Here is a 24,662-nt window from a genome sequence, read left to right as displayed (position 1 = left end):
GAGCAAGATAAATGACCAGTGAATTGAACTTTTTGGAATTATTTTTAAAAGCCAGTATTGTGGTTCAAATTGTAATTGTAATATTGATTGCATTTTCTATTATGTCTTGGGCAATCATTATTCAACGTAGCCGTATATTGACAAAAGCGTTAAAAGATTCAACAACCTTTGAAGATCGCTTTTGGTCTGGTGAAGAATTAAATAAATTATATGACGGATTATCTAATCGCCGCGATGGACTAACAGGCAGCGAACAAATTTTCTATGTAGGGTTTAAAGAGTTTTCTCGCTTAAAACAAGCGAATCCAGATGTGCCAGAAGCCATTATTCAAGGTAGCACCCGTGCAATGAATTTAGCAATGAACCGTGAAATTGAAGATGTGGAAACACGTGTTCCATTTTTGGCAACCGTCGCATCAATCAGTCCATATATCGGCTTATTTGGTACGGTTTGGGGAATTATGCACGCCTTTATGGCATTAAGTGGTGCAAAACAAGCGACCTTACAAATGGTCGCACCGGGCATCGCCGAAGCCTTGATTGCAACAGCAATTGGTTTATTTGCTGCTATTCCTGCGGTGATGGCGTATAACCGTTTAAGTTTACGCGTGAATAAACTTGAGCAAAATTATGGTAACTTTATTGATGAATTTACTACCATCTTGCATCGTCAAGTTTTTGGTCGTCATCAATAGTCTGTCGCACAAAGTGCGGTAATTTTTAGTAAAGTTTTTAGAGGCAATGATGTCTTATCGTCGTAAACGTCGTGATATAAAATCTGAAATCAATATAGTGCCATTTTTAGATGTGTTATTAGTGCTGTTGCTTATTTTTATGGCAACAGCGCCGATTATTTCACAAAGTGTGCAAGTGGAATTACCTGATGCGGTAGAAAGTCAATCCGTGTCTAATGAGGATAAAGTCCCCGTTATTTTAGAAGTCTCGGGTATTGGGCAATATAGCCTTTCCATTGGTGGCGAACGCAGTGAAAACCTCACAGAGGAAATGGTTACCCAAATGGCTAAACAAGAATATGATAAAGACAGCAACACAATGTTCTTGGTTGGCGGAGCGAAAGATGTGCCTTATGAAGAAGTGATTAAAGCACTCAATTTACTGCATCTAGCAGGCATAAAATCTGTTGGATTAATGACAAACCCAATTTAAGGTAAGTAGGTCTATTGTGCGTAATAATCAACGAAATAACGGAATTGGTGCATTTGCCATTTCAATTATTCTGCACATTATTCTATTTGGCTTGTTAATTCTTGGCTCGCTTTATTACAAAGTGGAAATAATGGGGGGCGGTGAAGGTGATGGCGATGTCATCAGTGCTGTTATGGTCGATACGGGATCTGCTGCACAGGAATGGGGACGTTTGCAACAACAGAAAAAAGGTCAAGTGGATAAACCCACTCAACCACAGCAAAAAGAACCTGATCCACAAGAGCAAAAACAAGCACAACTAGAAGAACAAAAGCGTCAGCAAGAATTGGAACGCCAAAAGCAGCTTGAAAAACAGCGTGAGCAAGAGCGTCAAAGACAGCTTGAACTGAAAAAACAGCAAGAACAGCTGGCTGAGCAACAAAGACAACGCGAAGAACAAGCACGCATCGCATTAGAAAAGCAGAAGCAACTAGAAGCTAAAGCGAAACAAGAAGCCGAAGCAGCGAAGCTGAAAGCCGAGGCTGAAGCAAAACGTTTAGCTGCACAAGCCAAAAAAGCGGAAGAAGAAGCAAAAGCAAAAGCCGCTGAGCAAGTCAAAAAAGCGAAGGAACAAGCCGAAAAAGAGGCAAAGTTAAAAGCGGAAAAAGCGGCGGCTGAGGCTAAAGCAAAAGCAGATGCAGAGCAAAAAGCGAAAGCCGAAAAGGCAAAGGCTGATGCTGCGGCTAAAGCGAAAGCAGACGCTGATGCTAAAGCAAAAGCGGAGGCTAAGGCAAAAGCAGATAAAGCTAAAGCAGAAGCAAAAGCCAAAGCGGAAGCAGATAAACGTCGCGCACAACAATCTGCACTAGATGACTTCATCAATGGCGGTGATATTGGTGGCGGCAGTGCTAAAGTGGGTGGCAACGCCAATAAAAAAGGAAGTCAAGGCAACGGAGCCGGTTTAGGTGCTGGTGATGGCGGTAAGGTAGGCGATCGCTATGCAGGCGTAATTAAGAAAGAAATTCAGCGCCGTTTCTTAAAAGATCCGAGTTTCGCCGGTAAAACCTGCCGTATTAAGATCCAGTTAGAGCGTGATGGGACTATTTCAAATTATCAACGGATTTCAGGTCCTGATGATATTTGTTCTGCAGCAATGAGTGCGGTGGCGAGAACTAAAAAAGTGCCGGCTGCACCATCAGATGCAATTTATAATAAATATAGAACGCCAATCATTGATTTTGATCTAAAATGATCGGCGACTAGGTCAATAATTAAACCTAAGGTGAATTAAATGAAAATGATTATTCGTATAACACAATTATTAACGATGTTATGGATATTATTAGCAAATACAGCACTTGCTGATGATGAAGTCCGAATCGTTATTGATGAAGGGGTGGATGGGGCGCGTCCTATCGCCGTCGTACCATTCAAATGGAATGGTGCTGGGTCAATGCCAACAGATGTAGCTGAAATTATTTCAGCAGATCTACGCAACAGTGGCAAATTCAATCCAATTCCAGCATCAAGAATGCCACAACAACCCACTTCTGCCTCAGAGGTTACTCCTGATGCGTGGTCATCTTTAGGCATTGATGCCATTGTTGTTGGGCAAGTTACGCCAAATGGCAATGGATATAGCATTGCTTATCAACTTGTTGATACGATTGGCGCATCAGGTAATGCCGGGGCTGTATTAGCACAAAATCAATATGCTGTTCCAGCCAGTGCAATTCGTTTAGGCGCACATACTGTAAGCGATGAAGTCTTTGAAAAACTGACGGGTATTCGTGGTGCATTTAGAACCAAAATTGCTTATGTTGTACAAAAAAATGGCGGTTCTAAACCTTATCAAGTACGTGTTGCCGATTATGATGGACATAATCAATTTATTGTTACCCAAAGTTCACAGCCATTGATGTCGCCTGCTTGGTCACCCGATGGGAATAAGCTCGCTTATGTTTCTTTTGAAAATCGTAAATCTCAACTTGTTGTGCAAGATTTACGTTCAGGCGCACGCCGTGTAGTAGCTTCATTTAAAGGACATAATGGCGCTCCTGCGTTTTCTCCTGATGGTTCAAGATTAGCCTTTGCTTCATCAAAAGATGGCGTTTTAAATATCTATGTGATGAATTTAGCCAGCGGTAGTGTTTCACAATTAACTAGTGGTTCAGGGAATAACACCGAACCTGCGTGGTCGCCTAATGGACAATCTATCATTTTTACCTCTGATAGAGCCGGTTCCCCACAAGTGTATCAAATGAGTGCAAATGGTGGCGGCGCGACCTTATTAAGCTCAGGAGGACGCACCTATAGTGGACAAATTTCTGCTGATGGCAGTACATTAATTATGATTGCCGCAGATCATATTATGAAAAAAGATCTTGCGACAGGTGAAACCGAAATGTTAAGTTCGACTTTCTTAGATGAAAGTCCAAGCATCTCTCCAAACGGAATTATGATTATTTATAGCTCTACACAAGGGTTAGGAAAGGTGCTACAATTAGTTTCTGCTGATGGGCGTTTTAAAGCACGCCTACCGGGAAGTGATGGGCAAGTTAAATTTCCAGCTTGGTCCCCATATTTAACTAAAAACTAGGAGAAAGTTAATGAAAAACTTTGCAAAATTATTAGTTGTAGCTGGCTCAGTAGCTGTATTAGCAGCTTGTAGCTCTTCAAAAAATGAAAGTGCTGCAGAAACAACTGCCCAAACTTTTGGCGGTTACTCAGTTCAAGATTTACAACAACGTTATAACACCGTTTACTTCGCATTCGATAAATACAACATCGAAGGTGAATATCAACAAATCTTAGATGCTCACGCGGCATATTTAACAGCAACGCCAGCATCTAAAGTATTAGTTGAAGGTAACACTGACGAACGTGGTACACCAGAGTATAACATTGCATTAGGTCAACGTCGTGCTGACGCAGTAGCAAACTATTTATCTGCTAAAGGTGTTCAAGCAGGTCAAGTTTCAACTGTTTCTTACGGTGAAGAAAAACCAGCTGAGTTAGGCCACACTGAAGCAGCTTATGCGAAAAACCGTCGTGCTGTATTAGCATACTAATATTATTTATAATAAAAAAGCCAAGTCTTATGCTTGGCTTTTTTATTTTCTGCTATTCACTATAGCTCTTTTGTTTCGATTTGTTGGTTATTCGTTCAAACAAACAAAAATTTAAAAATTTTTATTGATTATTAAAATAAAAACAGTATCATAAGCCTCCGTTACGCAATGATACCTATTCGGGTCGTTAGCTCAGTCGGTAGAGCAGCGGACTTTTAATCCGTTGGTCGAAGGTTCGAATCCTTCACGACCCACCAATCAAACGTAACTGCCTAAATATATTTAGGGTCGTTAGCTCAGTCGGTAGAGCAGCGGACTTTTAATCCGTTGGTCGAAGGTTCGAATCCTTCACGACCCACCAATCAAATATAACTACCTAAATGTACTTAGGGTCGTTAGCTCAGTCGGTAGAGCAGCGGACTTTTAATCCGTTGGTCGAAGGTTCGAATCCTTCACGACCCACCAATCGTCAATTTCCCTATTAAATTAAAAAATCATTTTTTTCCTTGTTATGTTTTATTGATTAGACCGTTTATCCTTCATTTTATTTTCTCATTATTTTTGCGATCTTGATTCCAAAAATTTGCTCATTCCCTATTAAAAAAGCACCGTGTTTGTTAGGCTTTGCCTAGTGCATTAAAAGCAATGTAACGAAAACAATTCTTACAAAGAAATATTGTTGAAAAAATATAAGATAAACAAAGTGCGGTTGAAAAAATCAGCGTTTTTATTATGGATAAAATGAAAGGTTTCACCTTATTAGAATCGCTTATCGTGTTATTGATTTCTAGTTTGTTATTGCTTATGGCTTTACCTGTATGGCAACAGCATCAGGAGCAATGGCTGCTAGGCAAAGAACAACAACGCTTATATTTATTTTTGCGTACAATTCAACGGCGAGTAGAAAATTCTAATCAAGTATGGTTTTTAGTGGCGAATCGAGAGTTAGTAAGCCAGAAATGGTGCATTGTTGCACAAGTTAAAAGTAAAAAAATATGCAATTGTTTACAACCGCACTTATGTGCAGAAGAACTAATGGCGAATATTTATCAACCATTGTTTCCAACAAAAACAATGATTAGCAGTAAACATTATTTTCCACAAGAGATGGCAAGAATCAGCGGTATCCGTAATACGATTCAATCTGATTGTTTTTTATTGCAAGCTGGGCAGGTAAAAACCTTATTTTCTTTTTTTAATGTGGGTAGTCTGAAACTCAAACCAGTAAATTCACTCAGTGCTTGCGGAGAACCTTAGATGAAAGGTTATTTAAAAGGACAAAGTTTATTCGGTTTAATGTCAGCGTTGGGAATATCCAGCTTATTACTGATTGGCATGGTGAAATTTTATCAACATAGTCAATGGCAAATTCAGCAAATGAATGCGCGTCTGTTTTTACAAGCAGAGATAGAAAGAACGTTGCAGTTAATTAGCAAAGATTTACGCCGAACCGGATTTCGTGCCGCAGTTGAAAAACGTAAAGTGGACAATTTCGCCTTGTTTGAGCAAGATGAACGAGGCACAAGCTTAGTACTTAGCCAATCTGCAGGGGAAAAACCGAATAGCTGTGTGTTATTTTTCTATGATTTGGATAATTCAGGCTGTATTGGTTCCACTTATACCAAGGGGCTATGTCGTGAAAATGGCAAAAATCGGACAAAAGAAATTGAGCGTGAGTTATTCGGTTATCGTTTAAAACATAAAATGCTAGAAACACGTTTGACTTATAAAAATACCGTTAAGCAAAAATGTGCAAAAGAAGAGTGCCAAGGCTACTTGCAACAGCCAGCTTGTGAGAGAGGCGGTTGGGTAGATTTATTTGATGACCATAAAATAGCAATAACGGATTTTTCTTTGCAATGGCTAAAAGAACCCGTATTGCTTACGGCATATTTAAAAGGGCAATTGACGCAACAACCGCATATTGAATATGAAAGCCAAGTAGTGATTCCCTTGCTTAATCAAGGCGGTACAGAATGAACGCGCAAAAAGGTATGGTTACCCTGACGTTATTATTACTGCTTAGCTCATTCTTGATGATTACAATGTGGTTTAACCAAGAGGAACTGCATTTTTATCGCGCAATGAACGCACAGCAAAAATTTTATGTACAAAATGATGCCGTACTGTTGCCAATCAGCAGACAAAATTTGGATCAAGAATGTGAAAAATTACCTTTAGATTATAGCCATTCTGTTTATCGTCTTGAATTTAAAAATACGCTGAAAAATCACCGCACTTCTGATTCTTCTTCCCATTTTGCTTGGTGTGAGCGAGTGAGCCTATTTCAAAGAATGCCAAGTCGCGGCATCAATGCGGGGGAATTTTCACATTATTTTGATCCTGCGATCACGCCGCTGTTTGCAAGGTTTTTATCGCAAGGGAATATTGGCAACTATCCACTCTACTGGTTTTCCGAGCAAGAAAAGCATTGGGAGATCAATGGCAATATTTATGCCGTCGTTGTCGCCGAAGGTGATTTAATCTTATCAGGTAAAGGGGAACTGCGCGGTGCGGTGATTACGCAAGGACAGTTATATCAAGGGGAGAATGTGAAATTGGTTTACAACAAGCAAACGCTGCAAGACGTGGTTCAGGCATATCGCTTTTGGCGCTTAGCAAAAAGGAGCTGGTATGATTTTGAGTCTTTATAGGCCGTTAAAATATCAAGGAATGAATTTGCTTGCTTTGCTGATGACTTTAACGCTATTTAGTGGTATTTTTCTGTCCATTAATCAATGGCTCGCTTATCAACGGCAAAGTGCGGTGAAAATTTATCAAGATTTACAAGCCATTTCTATTGCACATAATCAGCAACAACGTCTGTTTATGGGGCTGAGCTGTCAAACTCACATTGAGCAAAATCAGCTTATTTTTCATCTTAATTGTCACGAAAATAAGGTAACTGTGCGTTATCCCACAGGGGAAACCAATTTATAAAAGGAAATTCTGTGCTAACCGTTTATTATTCCAATTTGCTTGAAACACAAAAAGATATTCTGTTGCATTTAATCAAGACAATGCCATTGAATGATCCGCTACAATCGGAAATTATTTTAGTGCAAAGCCCGGGAATGGCGCAGTGGTTACAATGGCAAATTGCCGAAAAGCAAGGGATTTCAGCGAACTTGCAATTTCCTATGCCAGCCACCTTTATTTGGCAACTTTATCGCGATAATTTGTTTAATATTACACAGCAAAATCAATTTGCTAAAGAGCAGATTGTATGGCGTTTGATGCGATTGATCCCACAATATTTATCCCAACCTGCCTTTGCACCATTACGTGATTATCTGAATACGGCACCTCAATCGGCACAACAAAAGTTATATCAATTAGCGGAAAAAATCGCAGATTTATTTGATCAATATTTGGTGTATCGTCCAGATTGGATCAGTGCGTGGGAAAAAAAGGAAGATCGCACGATCGCTCAACAAATTGCTACGCAGAAAAGTACAGATAAACCCCAGTTGGTGACTCAAATTGCACAGCATATCGAATGGCAAGGCATTTTATGGCGTGCTTTAGTGGCGGAAATTCAACAGCAAAATGGCAATGAAGACGTTTGGCACCGAGCGCATTTACACCAACAATTTCTCCAGCTATTGCAACAGAAAATGCCTGTGAAACTGCCTAAACGCATTTTTGTTTTTGGGATCTCAGCGTTGCCAAAAGTGTACCTAGAAATTCTTAACGGCATTAGTGCATTTTGTGATGTGCATTTATTCTTCACTAATCCTTGTCGTGAGTATTGGGGAGATATTGTAGATAGCCAATATTGGCGAAAATTACAACAGCGATCCCGCATTGATCACCAAAGCCAACAGGCTAGCCCATTATTTTCTCATCAGCAAATTGCCCAGCTAGAACAAAAACAGCACGAATACACCGCCGAACAAGAATTGTTGCAAGTGGGAAACCCGTTACTTTCTTCTTGGGGAAAACAAGGGCGAGATTTTCTTTATTTGCTCACAGATTTGCAAAGTAACGAAATTAATGCTTATGTAGAATTGTCGAAAGAGGGATTGTTACACCAAATTCAGCAACGCATTTTAACGCTTACCCCGACAGGTATTGCGCCACTGCATTTTGAACCGCAAGATCTTTCTTTTTCAATTCACGCTTGTTATAGCGCAATGCGCGAGGTCGAGGCATTGCAAGATTATTTATTGCACTTATTTAATCAAGATACAACGCTTACACCAAAAGATGTGGTCATAATGGTGGCGGATATTGATAAATATACGCCTTACATTCGTGCCGTTTTTGAGCAAGGGAAACCTTATCTTCCCTTTTCGATTTCAGATAATAAATTGTCGGAAAATGATGTCATTGTCTCCGCGTTTATCAAATTGCTAAACTTGAAAGAGAGCCTTTTTACTGCGCAAGAAGTGTTGGATTTTCTCGATATTCCAAGCATTCGCACACGTTTCCATATTGAATTGGAAGACCTGCCCTATATCCATCACTGGGTGGCGCATTCTGGTATTCGTTTTGGTTTGGAGAAATATCGGGATGGCGTACAAGAAAATTATAATGCGTGGAAAGCTGGGCTTGAACGAATGCTGTTGGGCTACGCAATGCGAGAAGAAAACGGCATTTGGCAAGACAGCCTTGGTTTTGATAATAGCTATGGTCTAAAAGGGCAATTGGCCGCCTATTTGGCAGAATTTATCGAGCAACTTTACCAATGGTACCGTACACTTTGCGGCGAGCATTCCGTTGAGCAATGGCAGCAAGCCTTATTCCAGCTTGTTGAAACGTTTTTCCAATTTGACGAAACGAGCCAAGAAACCCAATGGTATCTCAAAGATTGTATTGAAACTTTTGTGGAACCCTTAATCAATGTGCAATTTAATCAATCACTTGGTGCAGAAGTTGTCGCTGAGGTGATGAGCCACTATTTGCAAGAAAATCCACATAATTTACGTTTTTTAGCAGGAAAAATGAATTTCTGCACCTTATTGCCAATGCGCTCCATTCCATTTCGTGTAGTGTGTTTGCTTGGAATGAATGAAGGGGAATATCCACGGCAAACTACGCCAAATAGCTTTGATCTAATGCAATATAATCAACAAAAGGGGGATCGTTTCAAGCGAGATGATGATCGTTATCTTTTCCTTGAAGCATTGGTTTCCGCACAGGATTATTTCTATCTTAGCTATGTCGGGCATTCAATGATTGATGATGCACCAAAAGAACCTTCCGTGCTTGTTAATCAATTACTCGATTATGTGGCAGAAAACTTGCCTTTGCCTGAGGAGGATGCGTGTGCAGACCCAAATGAATATTGGCGTAAAAAATTGGTGATTCACCATCCAATGACTGCTTTTAGCGAGAAAAATTTCACTAAAAAGCACCGCACTTTTGCGCATAAATGGTTGCCATTAGTGAACAAAATCACATCGCAAGAGCAAGGTTTTATTCAGCCATTGAATAATGGACATATTGTGCAGAATGTCGAATTAAGCCAACTTATTGCTTTTGTTCAGCACCCGATAAAATTTTTCTTGGAACAGATTTTAGGTATTTATTTGAAAAATGAAGAAAACGCATTAAAGGATACAGAAAATTTTGATTTCGATAATTTGGAACGCTACACCATTAATCAGCAATTGCTGTATCTGAACGATGATGAGTTTAGCCAGTTTTTCCACAAGTTACAAATTAAAGGGGTAATGCCAAGAGGCGGTTTTGCCCAAGTGGAAGCACAACAACTTAGCCAAGCGATTCTTGGTCTGAAAAAAGATGTCGCGGCATATTTAAAGCAAGAAAGCCAAAGTGTGGTGGCAGAATTGGATTTCACCTTGCCAACTCAAACCCTACGTTTAACGGGAGTAATAAATCAGCTTTATCCCCTTGCTAACGACACAATGGAACGCGTTACTTGGCGGGTAGGAGGGAAAATCCGTGATAAAGATCTGATTGAAAATTGGATCTATTATTTACTGCAATGTGCTACGCAAGAAAATGTAGCGCCCTCTCATAGCTATGCTAAAAATGCGCAAGTGCGGTTTAAAATTTTGCCAAAAAGCACCGCACTTACCCAATTACAATGCTACCTTGAGGCTTATGTTCAAGCTCAGCAATCTCCTTGCTTAGTGCTAACGGAAAATCTGGAGAAATATTTTAACGCGCTAAATAATGAAAAAGGCAAAAATGATTCCAGAACAATTCAACAAAAGTGTTTTGCCATATTGCGTGAAAGTATTTATGGCAATGATTATCACAATGCGAAAGAAGATAAATACTGGCAACGGGTGCTAAGTGAGCAAGAATTAACACAACTGGATTTGACTGCAATGAGTCATACAATGCAAGATTGGTTTGAGTTAATGCTAGCAAGCTGTGAATAAAAGGAAACCGCTGAGGAGGATCAGCGGTTTTGTTTTAGTGTTTGAAATGTTCGGCTAATACTTGTGCAATGCCCGGTTCATCATTACTTGTGGTCGTCAGTTTGGCTTGATGTTTTACTTCTTCTTCCGCATTCCCCATTGCCACTCCCAGTCCTACTGCGGTGAGCATACTGGTGTCATTGTGGTTATCGCCGAAAGCAATCACCTGCTGTGGTGCAATGTTCCACTGCTTTAAGACCTCTAATAATCTCGCTCCTTTAGTATTACCAGCGTTGGCGATATCTACACGATCGACCCAAGACCATTCACAACTAAATTGTTCAATAGGCAACTCTGCCACGACTTGGTTCATAATTTCTTTATTTTGTGCGCTAATCACGCATTTCCAGATTGGTTTATCGTGATCGATTACGGTTTGAATGCTTTCTACTTTTCGTACCAAAGGACGTACACTCTCAGGACAACTTGCGACCCATTTAAGAAATTTTTCCATATGGGGATTTAGCTCGGCATAATTCATTGCATTGCGTGAATACATTAACAAATGACAATGATGTTTGGCAGCCGTATCATAAATTTGTTGTGCTTGCTGTTGTGAAAGCGGATTGGCCGCTAACACCTCATCATTTTGCACATCATAAACATAGGTACCATTGCAACAAATAATTGGCGTGGTTAAACCCAGTTCTACATAATATGGAATGACTGCCGTATGATGTCGCCCTGTTACCAGTAATACTTTAATGCCTTGCTGCTGAAGTTTTTTTATCGCGTCTTTATTTTGCGATAAAATTTGACCTTGAGAATTTAATAATGTGCCATCGAGATCGAAGGCGACGAGTTTATAATCCATTTTTTTATCCTTTAGACATATAAATAACTACTGTCCATAATACGCATTTTTGCCGTGTTTACGCAAATAATGTTTATCCAATAACACGGGTTGCATTGAGGTTAAATTTGCATTTAACTGATGGCTAAATAAATTCATATAGCCAATTTCTTCTAACACAACTGCGTTATGCACCGCATTTTCTGCATCGCTTCCCCACGCAAAAGGTCCGTGTGAATGGACTAATACGGCTGGCACATCTTTCGCATTAATCTTGCGCTGGCGGAAGGTTTCCACAATCACATTGCCGGTTTCAAGCTCGTAATTCCCGTTAATTTCTTCGTCAGTCATTTTTCGCGTACAAGGAATGCTGCCATAAAAATAATCCGCGTGGGTTGTGCCGGCGGCAATTAAATCTAACCCAGCTTGCGCCCAAATGGTGGCGTGCCGTGAGTGGGTATGTACGATTCCACCAATATCAGGAAATTGACGATACAGGGCTAGATGAGTTGGGGTATCTGAAGACGGTTTTTTATTTCCCCACACGCGTTCCCCTGTATGCACATCGACAATCACAATATCCTCTGCCGTCATCTTGTCATAGTCCACCCCTGATGGCTTAATGGCGACCAGCCCTGAAGTGCGGTCTATTTCGCTGACATTTCCCCACGTAAAGGTCACCAAATGATGTTTTGGTAGGGCAAGATTGGCGTGTAACACTTTTTCGCGTAATTCGGCTAGCATTGGAATCCTCCTTGTTGCATTTGTTGTTCAATAAAACGGCGTGCGTTGATGATTTCTTCAATCGGTTCATCAGCTTTTTCTGTCCACATTTCAATGAGAAACGCCCCGCGATAATTTAGCTCGGCAAGGGTTTTAAAGCAGGTGACAAAATCTACGTAGCCTTTGCCAAAGGGGACATCGCGGAATTGCCCTTTGCAGGTTTCGGTAACTTTATAGGTGTCTTTCAAATGAATCGCGGAAATTTTGTCGATGCCTAATTGTAATTCCTCGACCACATTATCATTCCACGCAGAAAGATTGCCGAGGTCAGGATAGACAGTAAACCAAGGGGAGCGAATGAGGTTATCCCATTTTTTCCAGCGGGTAATGGAACTCATAAAGGGGGTATCCATAATTTCCATTGCAAGTGTGACTTGATTGCTTGCCGCTAACTCAACCGCCCATTCCATTCCTTGTTGAAAGCGTGCTAACGTGCTTTCGTCTTGTTCTTCGTAATACACATCATAACCCGCTAATTGAATGGTGCGGATACCCACATCTACCGCCAACTGAATGGCTTTTTCCATAATCTCATAGGCTTTTTGGCGAATGGTTTCATCGTGGCTGCCAAAAGGAAAGCGGCGATGGGCTGAAAGGCACATTGAGGGAATGGTTACGCCCGTATTGATAATGGCTTGCACCAGTTCAAGGCGTTGTGCCTTGCTCCAATCTAATCGGCTCAATCGTTCATCTGTTTCATCAATGGAGATTTCGACAAAATCAAAGCCACAGGCTTTGGCGATGGAAAGTCTATCTTGCCAACTGATGTTTTTGGGTAGGGCCTTTTCATAAATGCCGAGTTTGTGTTTTCTCATTGTTTCGTCCTAATAAAAAGTTACGTAATTTTTACCGCACTTATACTAGACGTACTTCAAGCCCTCTTGCGGTAAGTTGCTCAATGACTTGGGGATCGGCTTCTTTCCCTGTAATAAGGAGATCAATATTTTCTAATTGGGTAAATAGCATTCCTACTTGTTTACCTAATTTTGAACTGTCTAATAACACAACATATTTTTCTGCTTTAGAAGAAAGTTGCTGCTCCGAATGTGCGATAATCATATCTGTTTTAAAAAGCCCATCAACGGTAAATCCTCGCCCACTTGTAAACATAATATTTGCGGAATAATTTGTTTCATTGTGTTGATTAAGTGAGAGCGTGATGGCTTTTTCTTGATTATATTGTCCTCCCATAATGACAAGATCTGAATGATTTTGCTTAATAAGATCATTAACTAAAGGGATATAGTTGGTAATAATCTGTACTTTTCTGCCACACAAATAGCGTCCTAGCATTTGCATTGTTGAGCCACAAGTAATAATGACGCTTTCATTGTCTTTGCATAATCTTGCGGCTGCTTGAGCAATACGTTGTTTCTCGTCAAAATGATTGATACTGCTTTTTTCACTGGTTAAGTGAAAGGTGGTTAAGGCTTCCGCACCATTTCTAATTTTTCGTAATTTTCCTTGTTGATGTAATTTATTAATATCTCTGCGTGCAGTTGCCGGTGAAATATTTAATAAATCAATAATTTCTGCGGTAGAAAGCAGATGATTTTCGGCTAGTCGTTCCAACAATAACTTATGGCGATAAGTTTCGTTCATTTTTCCCCCTAAAAAAGTACAACATTGTAAATTAAATTATTATACGCGCATTCCTAAATGATTTTAAATCATCTTAAATCAGATGTAATCATTTTGTGTGAGCGAATTTTTCTTTAATTTCTTTGTTATCATTTAATTACAGCAAGGGAGCAAGCCGAAATAATTTACCGGCAATAACATTTTTTAGAATGATGAATATGCCCATAGGGAAATCAAGGCAAAAGAGGGATTTTCTCTTTCGCCTTGAGATTAATTAAAGCATTGCCTTGAATGGAATATTAGGTTCTTGTTCAAAGCAATCATCGAAACCACGTGGATGATGATATTCAATAAGATCTTTATCACGTGGATAAATATATTTACCCCCCACTTCCCAGATGAATGGGTGAAACTTATATTGAAGCCGTTCTTTACGCATTTTCCATAAGGCAATAATTTCATCAGTACTTGCCATAAAATTTGTCCAAATATCGTGATGAACAGGAATAATGACTTTACAACGTAAACTTTCCGCCATTCTAAGAAGATCAATGGAGGTCATTTTATCCGCGATACCAACAGGGTTTTCACCATAATTATTCAATGCAACATCAATATCAAATTCTTTTCCGTGTTTTGCAAATTGAATTGAAAAGTGGGAATCTGCGCCGTGATAGATAGTTCCGCCGGGGGTTTTGAACACATAATTGACCGCTTTACGTCCCATTTCTTCATCGCTTGGGCATAGCCCTTTGAGTTCTCCACCTTGCTCTTCTGCACCTTCCACTGGTAGGGTAACTAAACAGGTTCGATCAAAAGAATCTAATGCGTGGATTTCTACGTCTTTGATTTTAACGACATCACCCGGTTTTACGGTAATGAGGCGATCTTCAGGAACTCCCCATTTTTTCCATAATTCGGTACAGTGCCAAGGACCAACAAATTTTACGTGATCAAGTTTAGGATTATTGACAATGGCAGCGGCAACATTCACGTCGATATGGTCGCTATGGTAGTGAGAGGCTAAAATAAAATCGACTTCATTGATTGCAAACGGATCAATGACCATTGGTGCTGCACGTAAATTAGGTTGTAATTTACGAACGCCTGCCATATTAGCCATCTGGTGGCCACGTACCATATCTTTCACTTTTTTGGTGGATTTTCCACGGCTACACCAAAGATCCATACATAAATTTGCACCACCGGGGGTTTTTATCCATACGCCAACGCAACCTAGCCACCACATTGCAAAATTTCCTTCGGGTACAACTTCCTGTTCTATTTCTTCATTTAACCAAGTTCCCCACTCAGGGAAGGTAGAAAGGATCCAACTTTCTCGTGTTATTTCATTTACATTTGGCATTGTTTGCTCCTTACTTTTTTGTAATTAGTAGTCAAAATAAATCTTTTTTAATCATAATAAATCATTTTTATAAATGAAAGGATATTTTGTCTGTTTTGTGATCTATATCATATTTTACTTTGATTTAAAGGGATTTTAGCTAGGCTCATTACTAAATGTAAATAGAGGTTTGATTGTTTGGAAAGAATTTTAATTTGTGATCTTACTCACAAATAATCAAAAATAATCTTTTTATTTGATTGTTTTTGCGTATTATAGTGATGATTTTACTTTTGCTGTTTGAAAGTGAACATTATTATCAATGATAAATTCAATCTGAGGTAGTAAATATTATGGAAACAATTATGCACTATTTTGGGATCTTTAATACGCAGGTTTTATCTAAAGCTCCCTTTTTACTTGGGATTGTCGCCTGTTTAGGCTATATCTTACTGAAAAAAGACACGACAACGATTATTAAAGGAACAATTAAAACGATTGTTGGATTTATGATCGTTCAAGCGGGATCAGGTTTCTTAGTGACAAACTTTAAGCCTGTGATTGCAGGATTATCCAAATTTCACCATTTGACAGGCGCGGTGATTGATCCCTATACCAGTATGCAAGCCACCATTCAAACAATGGCAGACAATTATGGTTGGGTTGGCTACGCTGTTATTGGCGCATTATTTTTAAACATTTTATTAGTGGTGTTTAGGCGCTTTACGGGTATTCGGACAATTATGCTTACAGGGCATATTATGTTTCAGCAGGCGGGGTTAGTTGCCGTATTTTATATGATTATTGGTGCTTCAATGTGGGAAACGGTGATTTATACCTCCGTGCTAATGGCATTATATTGGGGAATTTCTTCTAATATTATGTATAAACCGACGCAAGCGGTGACAGGTGGTGCGGGCTTTTCTATTGGACATCAACAACAAATTGCTTCTTGGGTTGCAACAAAGTTAGCGCCCAAATTAGGCGATAAAAATGACAGTGTTGATAATATGAAATTACCAAAATGGTTGCATATTTTCCACGATAGTATTTCTGCAACTGCATTAGTAATGACCGTATTTTTCGGCATTATCTTGCTTTCTTTTGGATTAGATAATTTGCAAGCGATGGCAGGAAAAACCCATTGGTTTATGTATATTCTAGAAATGGGATTAAAATTTGCGGTTGCCATTCAAATTATTGTTACTGGCGTAAGAATGTTTGTTGCAGAGCTTTCTGAAGCATTCAAAGGTATTTCAGAGCGGCTAATTCCTAATTCCGTACTTGCCATTGACTGTGCGGCAATTTATGCCTTTTCTCCAAATGCGATGGTATTCGGTTTTATATGGGGGGCAATTGGGCAATTTGTCGCAGTTGGGTTATTACTTGGGTTCAATTCACCAATCTTAATCATTCCGGGTTTTATTCCAATGTTTTTCTCTAATGCCACAATCGGCGTTTTTGCAAACCAATTTGGTGGCTGGAAAGCTGTGATGAAAATTTGTTTTGCAATGGGAATCATTGAAGTAATGGGATCGGCGTGGGTGATTCAGCTTCTGGCAACACAAGGCGCCGAATTTAATGGTTGGATGGGAATGGCTGACTGGGCATTATTTTTCCCACCAATTTTACAAGGGATTGTCAGTGTGCCGGGGTTCTTCTTCATTATTTTAGCACTTGCAATGGTTTATATGTTCTTTGCTTCCCGTAAATTACGTGCTGATGAAGCGGCAGCGGCTGCGGCAGGGAAAACATTAGAACAAATGGACGGCTATGGTAATGATGACAGCGTAGCACAAGATTTGGTTGCAGAAGTACAAGCAGAAAGCCCTATGGGCGAAAATCCAGTACGTATTTTGGCGGTATGTGGTTCAGGTCAAGGTTCATCAATGATGATGAAAATGAAAATTAAAGGCTATTTAGACAAACACGGGATCGCCAATATTATGGATTCTTGCGCGGTAACTGATTACAAAGGAAAATTAGATGGTGTAGATATCATTGTGTGTTCTAAGCATCTTGCCGATGAAATTCAGGGTGGTGAGCGAGTTTCAGTGCTTGGGGTACAAAATATGTTAAATCCAAATTCCTTCGGTGAAGAGTTAAAAGCGTTAATTAAGAAATATCAGTAATAGTCCTCTTACCGCACGCTATAATAAGTGCGGTAAGAATTTCGCGAGGTTTTTTATATGTTAAAACAATCATTAATTGAAAATAATTCAATCAAGTTACATCAAAAAGTAGAAAATTGGGAAGAGGCGATTAAACTTGGGACAGATATGCTTGTTGCATCAGGTGCAATAACGCCTCGTTACTATGATTCTATTATCAATATGATCAAACAAATGGGACCTTATATTATTCTATCACCGGGGCTAGCTATGCCACACGCAAGACCCGAAGATGGCGTAAATCGCACCGCCTTTGCGTTAGTCACTTTAGATACCCCCGTGCAATTTGAAGGAGAAGAAGAACCTATTAAAGTATTAATTACGTTAGCAGGCAGTGATTCTAATCAGCATATGCAAGGGATTATGGAAATTACCCAAGTGTTAGAAGATGATGATCCAAATAGTGAAACGGGTGTTGATCTAGAAAAAATACTTCAATGCCAGAGTGCCGAAGACGTCTATCTTATTATTGATCAAGCATTATCAAATTAACTGTTATAAGAAGGAAGAAATTATGTCAAAACCCTTACTACAAATCGCATTAGATTCTCTTTCATTAGAAAAAGCTGTTGCGGATGCTAAACAAGCTGAAGCCTTAGTGGATATTATTGAAATTGGTACCATTCTCGCTTGTGCTGAGGGAATGAAAGCCGTTAGTACATTACGAGCCTTACATCCTAATCACATTCTCGTTTGTGATCTTAAAACAACGGACGGCGGAGCTATTTTAGCAAAAATGTCTTTTGAAGCGGGGGCTGATTGGCTAACGGTTTCGGCTGCCGCTCATCCCGCAACCAAAGCCGCGTGTAAAAAAGTGGCGGATGAATTTAATCAGGCTCATCCAGATCTTAAAGTGAAAAAAGAAATTCAAATTGAGATTTATGGTAACTGGACACTTGAAGATGCCAAACAATGGGTTGAGCTTGGTGTGACTCAAGCGATTTATCACCGTTCTCGTGATGCAGAGTTAGCTGGCAAAGGTTGGACAGATGAAGACATTGAAAAAATGAAATCTCTTGAAGCACTGGGATTACAACTTTCTATTACAGGAGGAATTGTGCCAGAGGATATTCATTTGTTTAAAGGGATCAAAAATGCAAAAGCCTTTATTGCTGGCAGAGCATTAGTGGGGGAAAAAGGTCAAGTTACCGCAAAAGCTATTCGTAATGAGATTGACAAATATTGGCCTTAATAAATTTCAAGAGGCTGTTTGGAGAGTTTCATTTTGGATTTTGTCTGGCTATAACAATGCGCGATATGTCCGTAATTAACCAGTTTAACTGGGTAAGAGGAAAATTCTCTCTATAATAATTGATATAGCTTGATAACTAAAATGACGCACTGTGTTTTATGCGTACAATTAATGTCATTTAGCGATGCTAAGAAAGTACCCGCTCTAAATAAAAACTAAAAAGAGCGGGTATAGGTGTAAATTTGTACGCTTTTATTTACTTTGATACTTTATTTATTCTGATTTTCTAAATAAAGCCATTCAGCTACTTGTTTGGCAAAGTAGGTAAGAATGCCGTCAGCACCTGCGCGTTTAAAACAAAGCAGGCTTTCCATAATACATTCTTTTTCTTTCAACCAACCATTTTGAATTGCTGCCATATGCATTGCATATTCGCCTGATACTTGGTAAGCAAAGGTGGGTACCCCAAAGTGTTGTTTAACACGGTAAACCATATCCAAATAAGGCATTCCGGGTTTTACCATAACCATATCTGCCCCTTCTTGAATATCTAGCGCCACTTCTTGTAGTCCTTCATCACTGTTGGCAGGATCGAGTTGGTAGGTTTTCTTATCGCCGCCTTTGAGGTTACTCGATGAGCCTACCGCATCACGGAATGGACCGTAATAATTTGAGGCATATTTAGCGGAATACGCCATAATTTGTGTATTGATAAAACCTTTTTCTTCAAGTGCGGTGCGAATTTTGCCAATTCTTCCATCCATCATATCACTTGGTGCGACAATATCTGCGCCAGCTTCTGCGTGGGAAAGGGCTTGTTTCACTAGCACTTCAGTGGTGAGGTCGTTTAACACATAGCCATCATTATCGATGATGCCATCTTGTCCGTGTACCGTGTAAGGGTCAAGCGCGACATCCGTTAATACCCCTAATTTAGGATAAGTAGCTTTAAGTGATTTTACTGCACGCTGTACTAAGCCATTCGGGTTATAGGCTTCTTCTGCCATAAGCGATTTTTTACTTTGATCAATCACTGGAAATAAGGCGATAACCGGTACCCCATATTTCACTAATAATCCTGCTTCGATCAGCAATTGATCTAAAGTTAAACGCTCCACTTTTGGCATAGATGGCACAGGTTCACGATAATTTTCACCCTCTATAATAAATACAGGATAAATGAGGTCATCTACGCTGAGTTTATTTTCTGCCATTAAGCGGCGACTAAAATCCTGTTTGCGCATACGTCGTAAACGGCGTGCTGGGAAACTCGTGAAAATTTGTGTAGTCATTGTATTCTCCAAAATTAAAGGGGCGTTTGCCCCTATGCTATTTAATTATTTCTTGTTCGTTTTCTTCATTTGGATTGTCAGTATTTTCTTTTGGACGATAAAAACGTGCAAAAAGTAATCCTACTTCAAATAATAAGCACATTGGAATCGCAAGTAAGGTTTGTGAAAAAATATCAGGGGGAGTTAGTAGCATACCAATAATAAATGCGGCGACAATAATATAAGGACGTTTTTTCTTTAGGTTTTCAATTGTTGTTACACCAGACCAGCAGAGTAAAATAATCGCAACAGGTACTTCAAAACAAACCCCAAAAGCTAAAAAAAGCGTCAGCACGAAATCTAAATAGCTACTAATGTCTGTGGCAATGGCAACGCCGGCTGGGGCGGTTTTGGTGAGAAAGCCAAACACTAAGGGAAACACCACATAATAAGCGAAAGCTACGCCTAAATAAAACAGCACGGTACTTGAAAATAAGAGCGGATAAATAAGGCGTTTTTCGTGTTGATAAAGTGCGGGGGCAATAAATGCCCAAATCTGATATAGCAAAAAGGGAACAGCAATAAATAATGCCACAACACCCGTTAATTTTAGTGGGGTAAAAAAAGGCGTTGCAATATTGGTTGCTATCATACTTGCCCCTGATGGCATCACGCTTAATAAGGGGGAGGCAACAAAATTGTAAATATCATTGGCAAAATAGACTAAGCCTAAGAAAATTACTGCGACAACAAGAACGCAACGTAATAAGCGATCGCGAAGTTCCAATAAATGACTGATCAGAGGTTGGGTTTCTTCAATACTCATAGAACGCCTTTATGCTTTTTCTGATTTAGATTCAGGTGAAGAGCTGACTTCTGCCAAGCTATCATCTTCAGGATAATAGGCACTGGTCAGTTCAAGCTGAGATTCATCTTGTTCGGCTAATTCTGCAATATCAGCAGGAGAAAGTTCACTTTCATTAGATAAGGTATCAGTTGCGTGTTTTTCATCAGAATTTTGCACCGAACTTTTTAGCTCTTGAACTTGTTGTTCAAAAGTTGTTTGTGTGCTTGCCGCTTTTTCCTCTAAATTTGCTTTAATTTTTTCCGCTGAGGCTTTGAGATCTTCCACAGTTTGGCTTAATTCAGGAGAAAGTTGTTTTAAATTGAGATGTTCAGCTTTTTTGATACTTTCTTGCAACTCTTGTAATTTCAGCTCTTGGCTTAACTCATTTTGTACATTTGCGGCAAGTCCACGGATCGTACTCACCCAGCCCATAACTGTACGAATGGCAATAGGGAGACGTTTAGGGCCTAGTACCACTAAGCCCACAATGGAAATTAACAGTAATTCAGAAAAACCAATATCAAACACGGATTATGCCTGTTCTTTGTCTTTTACAGTTTCTGTTTTTGCTTGTTGTGCGTCATCGGCAATTTTTTTCGGCTCTGCGGGTGTTTCATCGTCTTTCATTGCATTTTTAAAGCCTTTCACTGCAGTGCCTAAATCTGAACCCACGTTACGCAATTTTTTTGTACCGAAGAAAACTAATACAATTAACAAAACAATGAGTAATTGCCAAATGCTTACGCCACCTAAACCCATTTTTTACTCCTATAACTAATTTAATAAAATTGTGTGAAAATATAACTTTTTTATTCATCTTGAACAATAGACAATTTACATTATTTCACATTTTATTGATTTATCACCCAATTTTGCGCGCGAATTGAGGTTATGGCATTATCAAGGCAATGAGCCAAAATAGCCCTCCACCCGTCAATAAAGTAATATTTACCCATAAAGGTAAGGCAGAAAATTGCCATAATGTTCCGAAGAAAAGGACTGTCCCCATTATCACCGCTAATGCTTTTTTCTGCCAACGTTGTTGTTGCGCTAATTTTTTATTAATGGCATTCAGTTGTTGATGAATGTGGTTTTGTTGTTTTAGTGCATCCATTAAGGTGGCGGGAAACTGTGGTAAATGCTCAACAATATAAGGCAAAGTCGCTTTTAGGTTTTTCGCCATTGCCTTCATTCCCATTTGCTCATCTAGCCAGTTTTGTAGAAACGGTTTTGCCGTATCCCATAAATCAAGTTGTGGATAAAGCTGTCGTCCTAAGCCTTCAATATACAGTAAGGTTTTTTGTAATAAGACGAGTTGAGGTTGCACTTGCATATTAAATTCGCGTGCGACATTAAATAAATTGAGCAAAACTTGAGCAAAGGAAATTTCCGATAGCGGTTTAGCAAAAATCGGTTCACACACTTCTTGGAACGCTTGTTCAAAGGCATCAATATTCGTATCCTGTGGTGTCCAACCTGCATCAACGTGCATTTGCGCAACGCGACGATAATCACGATTAAAAAAGGCAACAAAACTTTCTGCCAAATAGCGTTTATCATTATCGTTTAAGCGTCCAACAATACCGCAATCAATGCCAATATATTGCGGATTTTCAGGATGCTGTGGATTAACAAAAATATTTCCCGGGTGCATATCGGCGTGGAAAAAACTATCACGGAATACTTGGGTAAAGAATACTTGTACGCCACGTTCTGCGAGTAATTTCATATTTGTGCCATTGGCTTTTAGTGTCTCTACATCAGAAACAGGAATACCGTAAATTCGCTCCATTGTGATGACATTACGGTAACAAAATTGTTGATACATTTCTGGAATATAGAGCATTGGGCTATCTGTAAAATTGGCTTTCAATTTGATTGCATTAGCCATTTCAATACGCAAATCTAATTCATCACGCAAGGTTTTTTCATATTCACGAATCACTTCCACCGCGCGTAAACGATACCCTTCACTGGATAAACGGGGGATCCAGCTGGCTAATTTGTACATCCAGCTTAAATCAGCCTCAATTTGTGGCTGGATATTGGGGCGTAGCACTTTGAGTACCACTTCTTTGCCCGCAAGCGGTTGAGTAGTATTAAATCTTGCGGTATGAACTTGAGCGATAGAAGCCGAAGCAAGGGCAGTTTCGTCAAAATCTTCAAACCACGTTTCTAGTTTATCCCCAAAGGCTTGTTCAATTTGTTCTCGTGCTAATTTCCCGTCAAAAGGTTCAACTTGATCTTGCAATAAGGCTAATTCATCAGCAATATCAGGGGGGAATAAATCTCGTCTGGTTGAAAGCATTTGCCCAAGTTTGATCCACACAGGCCCAAGTTCTTGTAAAGCAAGACGTAAACGCAAGCCGAATGCCAGCTCTTTATGCTGATTACGTAACCAAAATAAGGTTTTACGCCAACAACGCAAGGGACGAGTGTAGGCATTATGAGGCAGGGCGTCATCTATCCCATAAATTAAAAATGTACGGATAATTTTGTATAAGCGTTTGAAATCGTTAAAAGTCATTAGATTAATTTAATATTGTTTCAAGTTGTATGAGTTTCTGTTCTAAAAGTGCGGTGCGTTTTTCTAGCATTTTTACTTGCTGATTAAAATCATCAATGGCCAAACTGGGAGAGATGACTTCCCATTCTTCGGTTAGACGTTCACCCCAATATTGCTGGCTTTGCCGTAATTTTGTTGTTGCCATTTGCCCAAAATTGCGTAAAAAATTCACCGCACTTTGTGCCACCACATCCCCCACAAAAGGCGAAAGTAATTCAGCTGGATCTTTTTCTAGAAATTCTAAGAGTGCGGTAAAATCCTGCAATACTTGTAAATCACCTTGCAATAAAATGGATTGATCATTGAGATAAGAAGATAATTGCTGTTTGTTTGGCATTTTCATTAGCATTTGGGCTTTCAAACTGACTGTACAATCAACTTCATCTTCATATTGGTTGAGGAGATCAATCCGTTGTGGTGAAAAAACAAAATAAATTGGAAAATCAATTTGTTGCAAATTAATTTTAAGGACTTTACCGTTAAGTTTACGCAAATAAATTTCGCTATGTGCCGTGCGTTTGAGTAAATAATTTAGTAAGGATTCTAACGCACCGTTGAGCCACTGAGGCAGCATTAATTGTTGCAAGAAGTTCATTTTTTGACTCGCTTAAAATTTATAGCCTCGATGCAAGGCAACAATGCCTGCGCTGAGGTTGTAGTAACTGACTTGCTCAAAGCCGGCTTGTTCCATCATCGTTTTGAGATCCTCTTGTTTGGGGTGCATTCGGATAGATTCAGCTAAATAGCGGTAACTATCGCCATCATTCACCACCACTTCACCGATTTTCGGTAAAATATTGAAAGAATAAAAATTATAGATTTTGCTTAGTGGATCTAAAATCGGTTTAGAAAATTCCAACACTAACAAGCGCCCACCGGGTTTTAATACGCGGAACATTGAACGTAATGCTTTGTCCTTATCTGTGACATTACGTAAGCCAAAACTAATAATTACGCAATCAAAGGTGTTATCGGCAAAGGGCAAGGTTTCTGCATTAGCTTGTACATAATTGATGTTGCCCACTACGCCAAGATTACGCAATTTTTCTCGTCCCACATTTAGCATTGAAGAATTAATATCTGCCAAAATGACTTGTCCACTTTCACCGACAAGGCGAGAAAATTTCGCGCTGAAATCTCCTGTTCCCCCTGCTAAATCTAGCACTTTTTGCCCTTTTCGCACGCCACTGCAATCAATCGTAAAGCGTTTCCAAACACGATGAATACCAAAAGAAAGCAAGTCATTCATTAAATCATATTTGCCTGCCACTGAGTGGAACACGTTGGCTACCAGCTTTTGTTTTTCTGCTTTTGCCACAGTTTGGTAACCAAAATGGGTGGTTTCTTGTTCATTATCAGTCTGAATTTGTTGCGTGTCAGCTTGTGCAAAGTGCGGTGCATTTTCTGGCAATTTTTTGTGGGTATTGTTTTGGGAAGTCATAACCTTGTCCGAAAAATAAGATGAATGTCCCTTAGGATAACAAAAAATAGCGGATTTCTC

Annotated in this window: 25 protein-coding genes and 3 tRNA genes; 16 read left to right on the top strand and 12 right to left on the bottom strand. The window is 39.5% G+C overall.

The features are described 5' to 3' along the window. Positions 1-11 precede the first annotated feature (11 nt). The 13 genes from tolQ (at position 12) to recC (ending at position 10,573) form a co-directional block, all read left to right on the top strand. Positions 12-695, top strand: coding sequence for a protein TolQ (gene tolQ / locus L5B90_RS04585; protein WP_265762265.1), 684 nt, complete (start codon positions 12-14; stop codon positions 693-695). 49 nt (positions 696-744) lie between these two features. After that, positions 745-1,167 (top strand): colicin uptake protein TolR, encoded by a 423-nt coding sequence (gene tolR, locus L5B90_RS04580; protein ID WP_250351601.1) that lies wholly within the window; start codon positions 745-747, stop codon positions 1,165-1,167. Between the two features lie 16 nt (positions 1,168-1,183). Next, positions 1,184-2,398, top strand: coding sequence for a cell envelope integrity protein TolA (tolA, locus tag L5B90_RS04575; RefSeq protein ID WP_265762264.1), 1,215 nt, complete (start codon positions 1,184-1,186; stop codon positions 2,396-2,398). Positions 2,399-2,437: 39 nt separating this feature from the next. Continuing rightward, positions 2,438-3,745 (top strand): Tol-Pal system beta propeller repeat protein TolB, encoded by a 1,308-nt coding sequence (tolB, locus tag L5B90_RS04570; RefSeq protein ID WP_265762263.1) that lies wholly within the window; start codon positions 2,438-2,440, stop codon positions 3,743-3,745. A 10-nt stretch (positions 3,746-3,755) separates the two neighbouring features. Continuing rightward, positions 3,756-4,217, top strand: a complete 462-nt coding sequence (gene pal, locus L5B90_RS04565; RefSeq protein ID WP_250350885.1) for a peptidoglycan-associated lipoprotein Pal — start codon at positions 3,756-3,758, stop codon at positions 4,215-4,217. A 181-nt stretch (positions 4,218-4,398) separates the two neighbouring features. Further along, a tRNA-Lys gene (locus tag L5B90_RS04560) sits at positions 4,399-4,474 on the top strand. A gap of 28 nt (positions 4,475-4,502) precedes the next feature. Next, positions 4,503-4,578, top strand: a tRNA-Lys gene (locus L5B90_RS04555). A gap of 28 nt (positions 4,579-4,606) precedes the next feature. Next, positions 4,607-4,682: transfer RNA gene (locus tag L5B90_RS04550), tRNA-Lys, on the top strand. 267 nt (positions 4,683-4,949) lie between these two features. Next, positions 4,950-5,474, top strand: a complete 525-nt coding sequence (locus L5B90_RS04545) for a prepilin-type N-terminal cleavage/methylation domain-containing protein (RefSeq protein ID WP_265762262.1) — start codon at positions 4,950-4,952, stop codon at positions 5,472-5,474. Beyond that, positions 5,475-6,197, top strand: coding sequence for a PulJ/GspJ family protein (locus L5B90_RS04540; RefSeq protein ID WP_265762261.1), 723 nt, complete (start codon positions 5,475-5,477; stop codon positions 6,195-6,197). Further along, positions 6,194-6,871 carry a DUF2572 family protein gene (locus L5B90_RS04535; protein ID WP_250350882.1) on the top strand — a complete coding sequence of 226 codons (678 nt, stop codon included), beginning with the start codon at positions 6,194-6,196 and terminating at the stop codon, positions 6,869-6,871. The genes L5B90_RS04540 and L5B90_RS04535 overlap by 4 nt, the downstream gene beginning before the upstream one ends. Then, complete coding sequence (locus tag L5B90_RS04530) at positions 6,852-7,157, top strand: DUF5374 domain-containing protein (protein ID WP_250350881.1); 306 nt, start codon at positions 6,852-6,854, stop codon at positions 7,155-7,157. Before L5B90_RS04535 ends, L5B90_RS04530 begins: the two co-directional genes overlap by 20 nt. Positions 7,158-7,168: 11 nt before the next feature. After that, positions 7,169-10,573 (top strand): exodeoxyribonuclease V subunit gamma, encoded by a 3,405-nt coding sequence (gene recC / locus L5B90_RS04525; RefSeq protein WP_265762260.1) that lies wholly within the window; start codon positions 7,169-7,171, stop codon positions 10,571-10,573. Positions 10,574-10,607: 34 nt separating this feature from the next. On the opposite strand, the gene L5B90_RS04520 is transcribed toward recC, so the two are convergent. From L5B90_RS04520 to ulaG, 5 genes are all read right to left on the bottom strand, one after another. After that, a complete protein-coding gene (locus L5B90_RS04520; protein ID WP_265762259.1) occupies positions 10,608-11,426 on the bottom strand; it encodes a pyridoxal phosphatase in 819 nt (272 codons plus the stop codon). A 27-nt stretch (positions 11,427-11,453) separates the two neighbouring features. Then, entirely contained in the window at positions 11,454-12,149 is a 696-nt protein-coding gene (gene araD / locus L5B90_RS04515; protein WP_250363909.1) for an L-ribulose-5-phosphate 4-epimerase, read from the bottom strand. Next, on the bottom strand, positions 12,143-13,003 hold the full coding sequence (locus L5B90_RS04510) for an L-ribulose-5-phosphate 3-epimerase (RefSeq protein ID WP_265762258.1): 861 nt from the start codon (positions 13,001-13,003) through the stop codon (positions 12,143-12,145). The genes araD and L5B90_RS04510 overlap by 7 nt, the downstream gene beginning before the upstream one ends. Before the next feature lie 40 nt (positions 13,004-13,043). After that, positions 13,044-13,790 (bottom strand): HTH-type transcriptional regulator UlaR, encoded by a 747-nt coding sequence (gene ulaR / locus L5B90_RS04505; protein WP_265762257.1) that lies wholly within the window; start codon positions 13,788-13,790, stop codon positions 13,044-13,046. Between the two features lie 253 nt (positions 13,791-14,043). Further along, positions 14,044-15,135: an L-ascorbate 6-phosphate lactonase gene (gene ulaG / locus L5B90_RS04500; RefSeq protein WP_250350875.1), complete on the bottom strand. Its 1,092-nt coding sequence runs from the start codon at positions 15,133-15,135 to the stop codon at positions 14,044-14,046. A gap of 332 nt (positions 15,136-15,467) precedes the next feature. Between ulaG and L5B90_RS04495 the strand changes: the two genes are divergently transcribed. Genes L5B90_RS04495 through L5B90_RS04485 form a run of 3 tightly spaced genes read left to right on the top strand, consistent with a single transcriptional unit; the run spans position 15,468 to position 18,477 of the window. Then, on the top strand, positions 15,468-17,246 hold the full coding sequence (locus L5B90_RS04495) for a PTS ascorbate-specific subunit IIBC (protein ID WP_250350874.1): 1,779 nt from the start codon (positions 15,468-15,470) through the stop codon (positions 17,244-17,246). Positions 17,247-17,303: 57 nt separating this feature from the next. Further along, positions 17,304-17,777, top strand: a complete 474-nt coding sequence (locus L5B90_RS04490; RefSeq protein ID WP_265762256.1) for a PTS sugar transporter subunit IIA — start codon at positions 17,304-17,306, stop codon at positions 17,775-17,777. A 22-nt stretch (positions 17,778-17,799) separates the two neighbouring features. Then, complete coding sequence (locus L5B90_RS04485; RefSeq protein ID WP_250350872.1) at positions 17,800-18,477, top strand: 3-keto-L-gulonate-6-phosphate decarboxylase UlaD; 678 nt, start codon at positions 17,800-17,802, stop codon at positions 18,475-18,477. A 269-nt stretch (positions 18,478-18,746) separates the two neighbouring features. On the opposite strand, the gene hemB is transcribed toward L5B90_RS04485, so the two are convergent. From hemB to ubiE, 7 genes are all read right to left on the bottom strand, one after another. Then, a complete protein-coding gene (gene hemB / locus L5B90_RS04480) occupies positions 18,747-19,769 on the bottom strand; it encodes a porphobilinogen synthase (protein ID WP_265762255.1) in 1,023 nt (340 codons plus the stop codon). A gap of 37 nt (positions 19,770-19,806) precedes the next feature. Next, entirely contained in the window at positions 19,807-20,574 is a 768-nt protein-coding gene (gene tatC, locus L5B90_RS04475) for a twin-arginine translocase subunit TatC (protein WP_265762254.1), read from the bottom strand. 9 nt (positions 20,575-20,583) lie between these two features. After that, complete coding sequence (tatB, locus tag L5B90_RS04470; RefSeq protein WP_265762253.1) at positions 20,584-21,123, bottom strand: Sec-independent protein translocase protein TatB; 540 nt, start codon at positions 21,121-21,123, stop codon at positions 20,584-20,586. Between the two features lie 3 nt (positions 21,124-21,126). Next, positions 21,127-21,354: a Sec-independent protein translocase subunit TatA gene (gene tatA / locus L5B90_RS04465; RefSeq protein WP_250350868.1), complete on the bottom strand. Its 228-nt coding sequence runs from the start codon at positions 21,352-21,354 to the stop codon at positions 21,127-21,129. Between the two features lie 130 nt (positions 21,355-21,484). Continuing rightward, complete coding sequence (gene ubiB, locus L5B90_RS04460; RefSeq protein WP_265762252.1) at positions 21,485-23,122, bottom strand: ubiquinone biosynthesis regulatory protein kinase UbiB; 1,638 nt, start codon at positions 23,120-23,122, stop codon at positions 21,485-21,487. A 4-nt stretch (positions 23,123-23,126) separates the two neighbouring features. After that, positions 23,127-23,756, bottom strand: a complete 630-nt coding sequence (locus L5B90_RS04455) for a ubiquinone biosynthesis accessory factor UbiJ (RefSeq protein ID WP_250350866.1) — start codon at positions 23,754-23,756, stop codon at positions 23,127-23,129. A 12-nt stretch (positions 23,757-23,768) separates the two neighbouring features. Then, positions 23,769-24,602, bottom strand: a complete 834-nt coding sequence (ubiE, locus tag L5B90_RS04450) for a bifunctional demethylmenaquinone methyltransferase/2-methoxy-6-polyprenyl-1,4-benzoquinol methylase UbiE (RefSeq protein ID WP_250364140.1) — start codon at positions 24,600-24,602, stop codon at positions 23,769-23,771. Positions 24,603-24,662 lie beyond the last annotated feature (60 nt).

It is taken from the genome of Avibacterium sp. 20-129, assembly GCF_026226845.1.
Taxonomy (GTDB): domain Bacteria; phylum Pseudomonadota; class Gammaproteobacteria; order Enterobacterales; family Pasteurellaceae; genus Avibacterium.
Note: the sequence above shows the minus strand (reverse complement) of the source record. Positions and strands in the feature narration are given on the sequence as shown.

Excerpts from the sequence above, each read along its gene's own strand:
- L5B90_RS04455 (WP_250350866.1), bottom strand. The coding sequence starts at position 23,756 with ATGAACTTCTTGCAACAATTAATGCTGCCTCAGTGGCTCAACGGTGCG.
- tolR (WP_250351601.1), top strand. The coding sequence starts at position 745 with ATGTCTTATCGTCGTAAACGTCGTGATATAAAATCTGAAATCAATATA.
- L5B90_RS04530 (WP_250350881.1), top strand. The coding sequence starts at position 6,852 with ATGATTTTGAGTCTTTATAGGCCGTTAAAATATCAAGGAATGAATTTG.
- L5B90_RS04545 (WP_265762262.1), top strand. The coding sequence starts at position 4,950 with ATGGATAAAATGAAAGGTTTCACCTTATTAGAATCGCTTATCGTGTTA.
- L5B90_RS04540 (WP_265762261.1), top strand. The coding sequence starts at position 5,475 with ATGAAAGGTTATTTAAAAGGACAAAGTTTATTCGGTTTAATGTCAGCG.
- ubiB (WP_265762252.1), bottom strand. The coding sequence starts at position 23,122 with ATGACTTTTAACGATTTCAAACGCTTATACAAAATTATCCGTACATTT.
- pal (WP_250350885.1), top strand. The coding sequence starts at position 3,756 with ATGAAAAACTTTGCAAAATTATTAGTTGTAGCTGGCTCAGTAGCTGTA.
- L5B90_RS04535 (WP_250350882.1), top strand. The coding sequence starts at position 6,194 with ATGAACGCGCAAAAAGGTATGGTTACCCTGACGTTATTATTACTGCTT.
- L5B90_RS04490 (WP_265762256.1), top strand. The coding sequence starts at position 17,304 with ATGTTAAAACAATCATTAATTGAAAATAATTCAATCAAGTTACATCAA.
- ubiE (WP_250364140.1), bottom strand. The coding sequence starts at position 24,602 with ATGACTTCCCAAAACAATACCCACAAAAAATTGCCAGAAAATGCACCG.
- araD (WP_250363909.1), bottom strand. The coding sequence starts at position 12,149 with ATGCTAGCCGAATTACGCGAAAAAGTGTTACACGCCAATCTTGCCCTA.
- L5B90_RS04520 (WP_265762259.1), bottom strand. The coding sequence starts at position 11,426 with ATGGATTATAAACTCGTCGCCTTCGATCTCGATGGCACATTATTAAAT.
- L5B90_RS04485 (WP_250350872.1), top strand. The coding sequence starts at position 17,800 with ATGTCAAAACCCTTACTACAAATCGCATTAGATTCTCTTTCATTAGAA.
- tatA (WP_250350868.1), bottom strand. The coding sequence starts at position 21,354 with ATGGGTTTAGGTGGCGTAAGCATTTGGCAATTACTCATTGTTTTGTTA.
- ulaG (WP_250350875.1), bottom strand. The coding sequence starts at position 15,135 with ATGCCAAATGTAAATGAAATAACACGAGAAAGTTGGATCCTTTCTACC.
- hemB (WP_265762255.1), bottom strand. The coding sequence starts at position 19,769 with ATGACTACACAAATTTTCACGAGTTTCCCAGCACGCCGTTTACGACGT.
- L5B90_RS04495 (WP_250350874.1), top strand. The coding sequence starts at position 15,468 with ATGGAAACAATTATGCACTATTTTGGGATCTTTAATACGCAGGTTTTA.
- tolB (WP_265762263.1), top strand. The coding sequence starts at position 2,438 with ATGAAAATGATTATTCGTATAACACAATTATTAACGATGTTATGGATA.
- ulaR (WP_265762257.1), bottom strand. The coding sequence starts at position 13,790 with ATGAACGAAACTTATCGCCATAAGTTATTGTTGGAACGACTAGCCGAA.
- tatC (WP_265762254.1), bottom strand. The coding sequence starts at position 20,574 with ATGAGTATTGAAGAAACCCAACCTCTGATCAGTCATTTATTGGAACTT.
- L5B90_RS04510 (WP_265762258.1), bottom strand. The coding sequence starts at position 13,003 with ATGAGAAAACACAAACTCGGCATTTATGAAAAGGCCCTACCCAAAAAC.
- tolQ (WP_265762265.1), top strand. The coding sequence starts at position 12 with ATGACCAGTGAATTGAACTTTTTGGAATTATTTTTAAAAGCCAGTATT.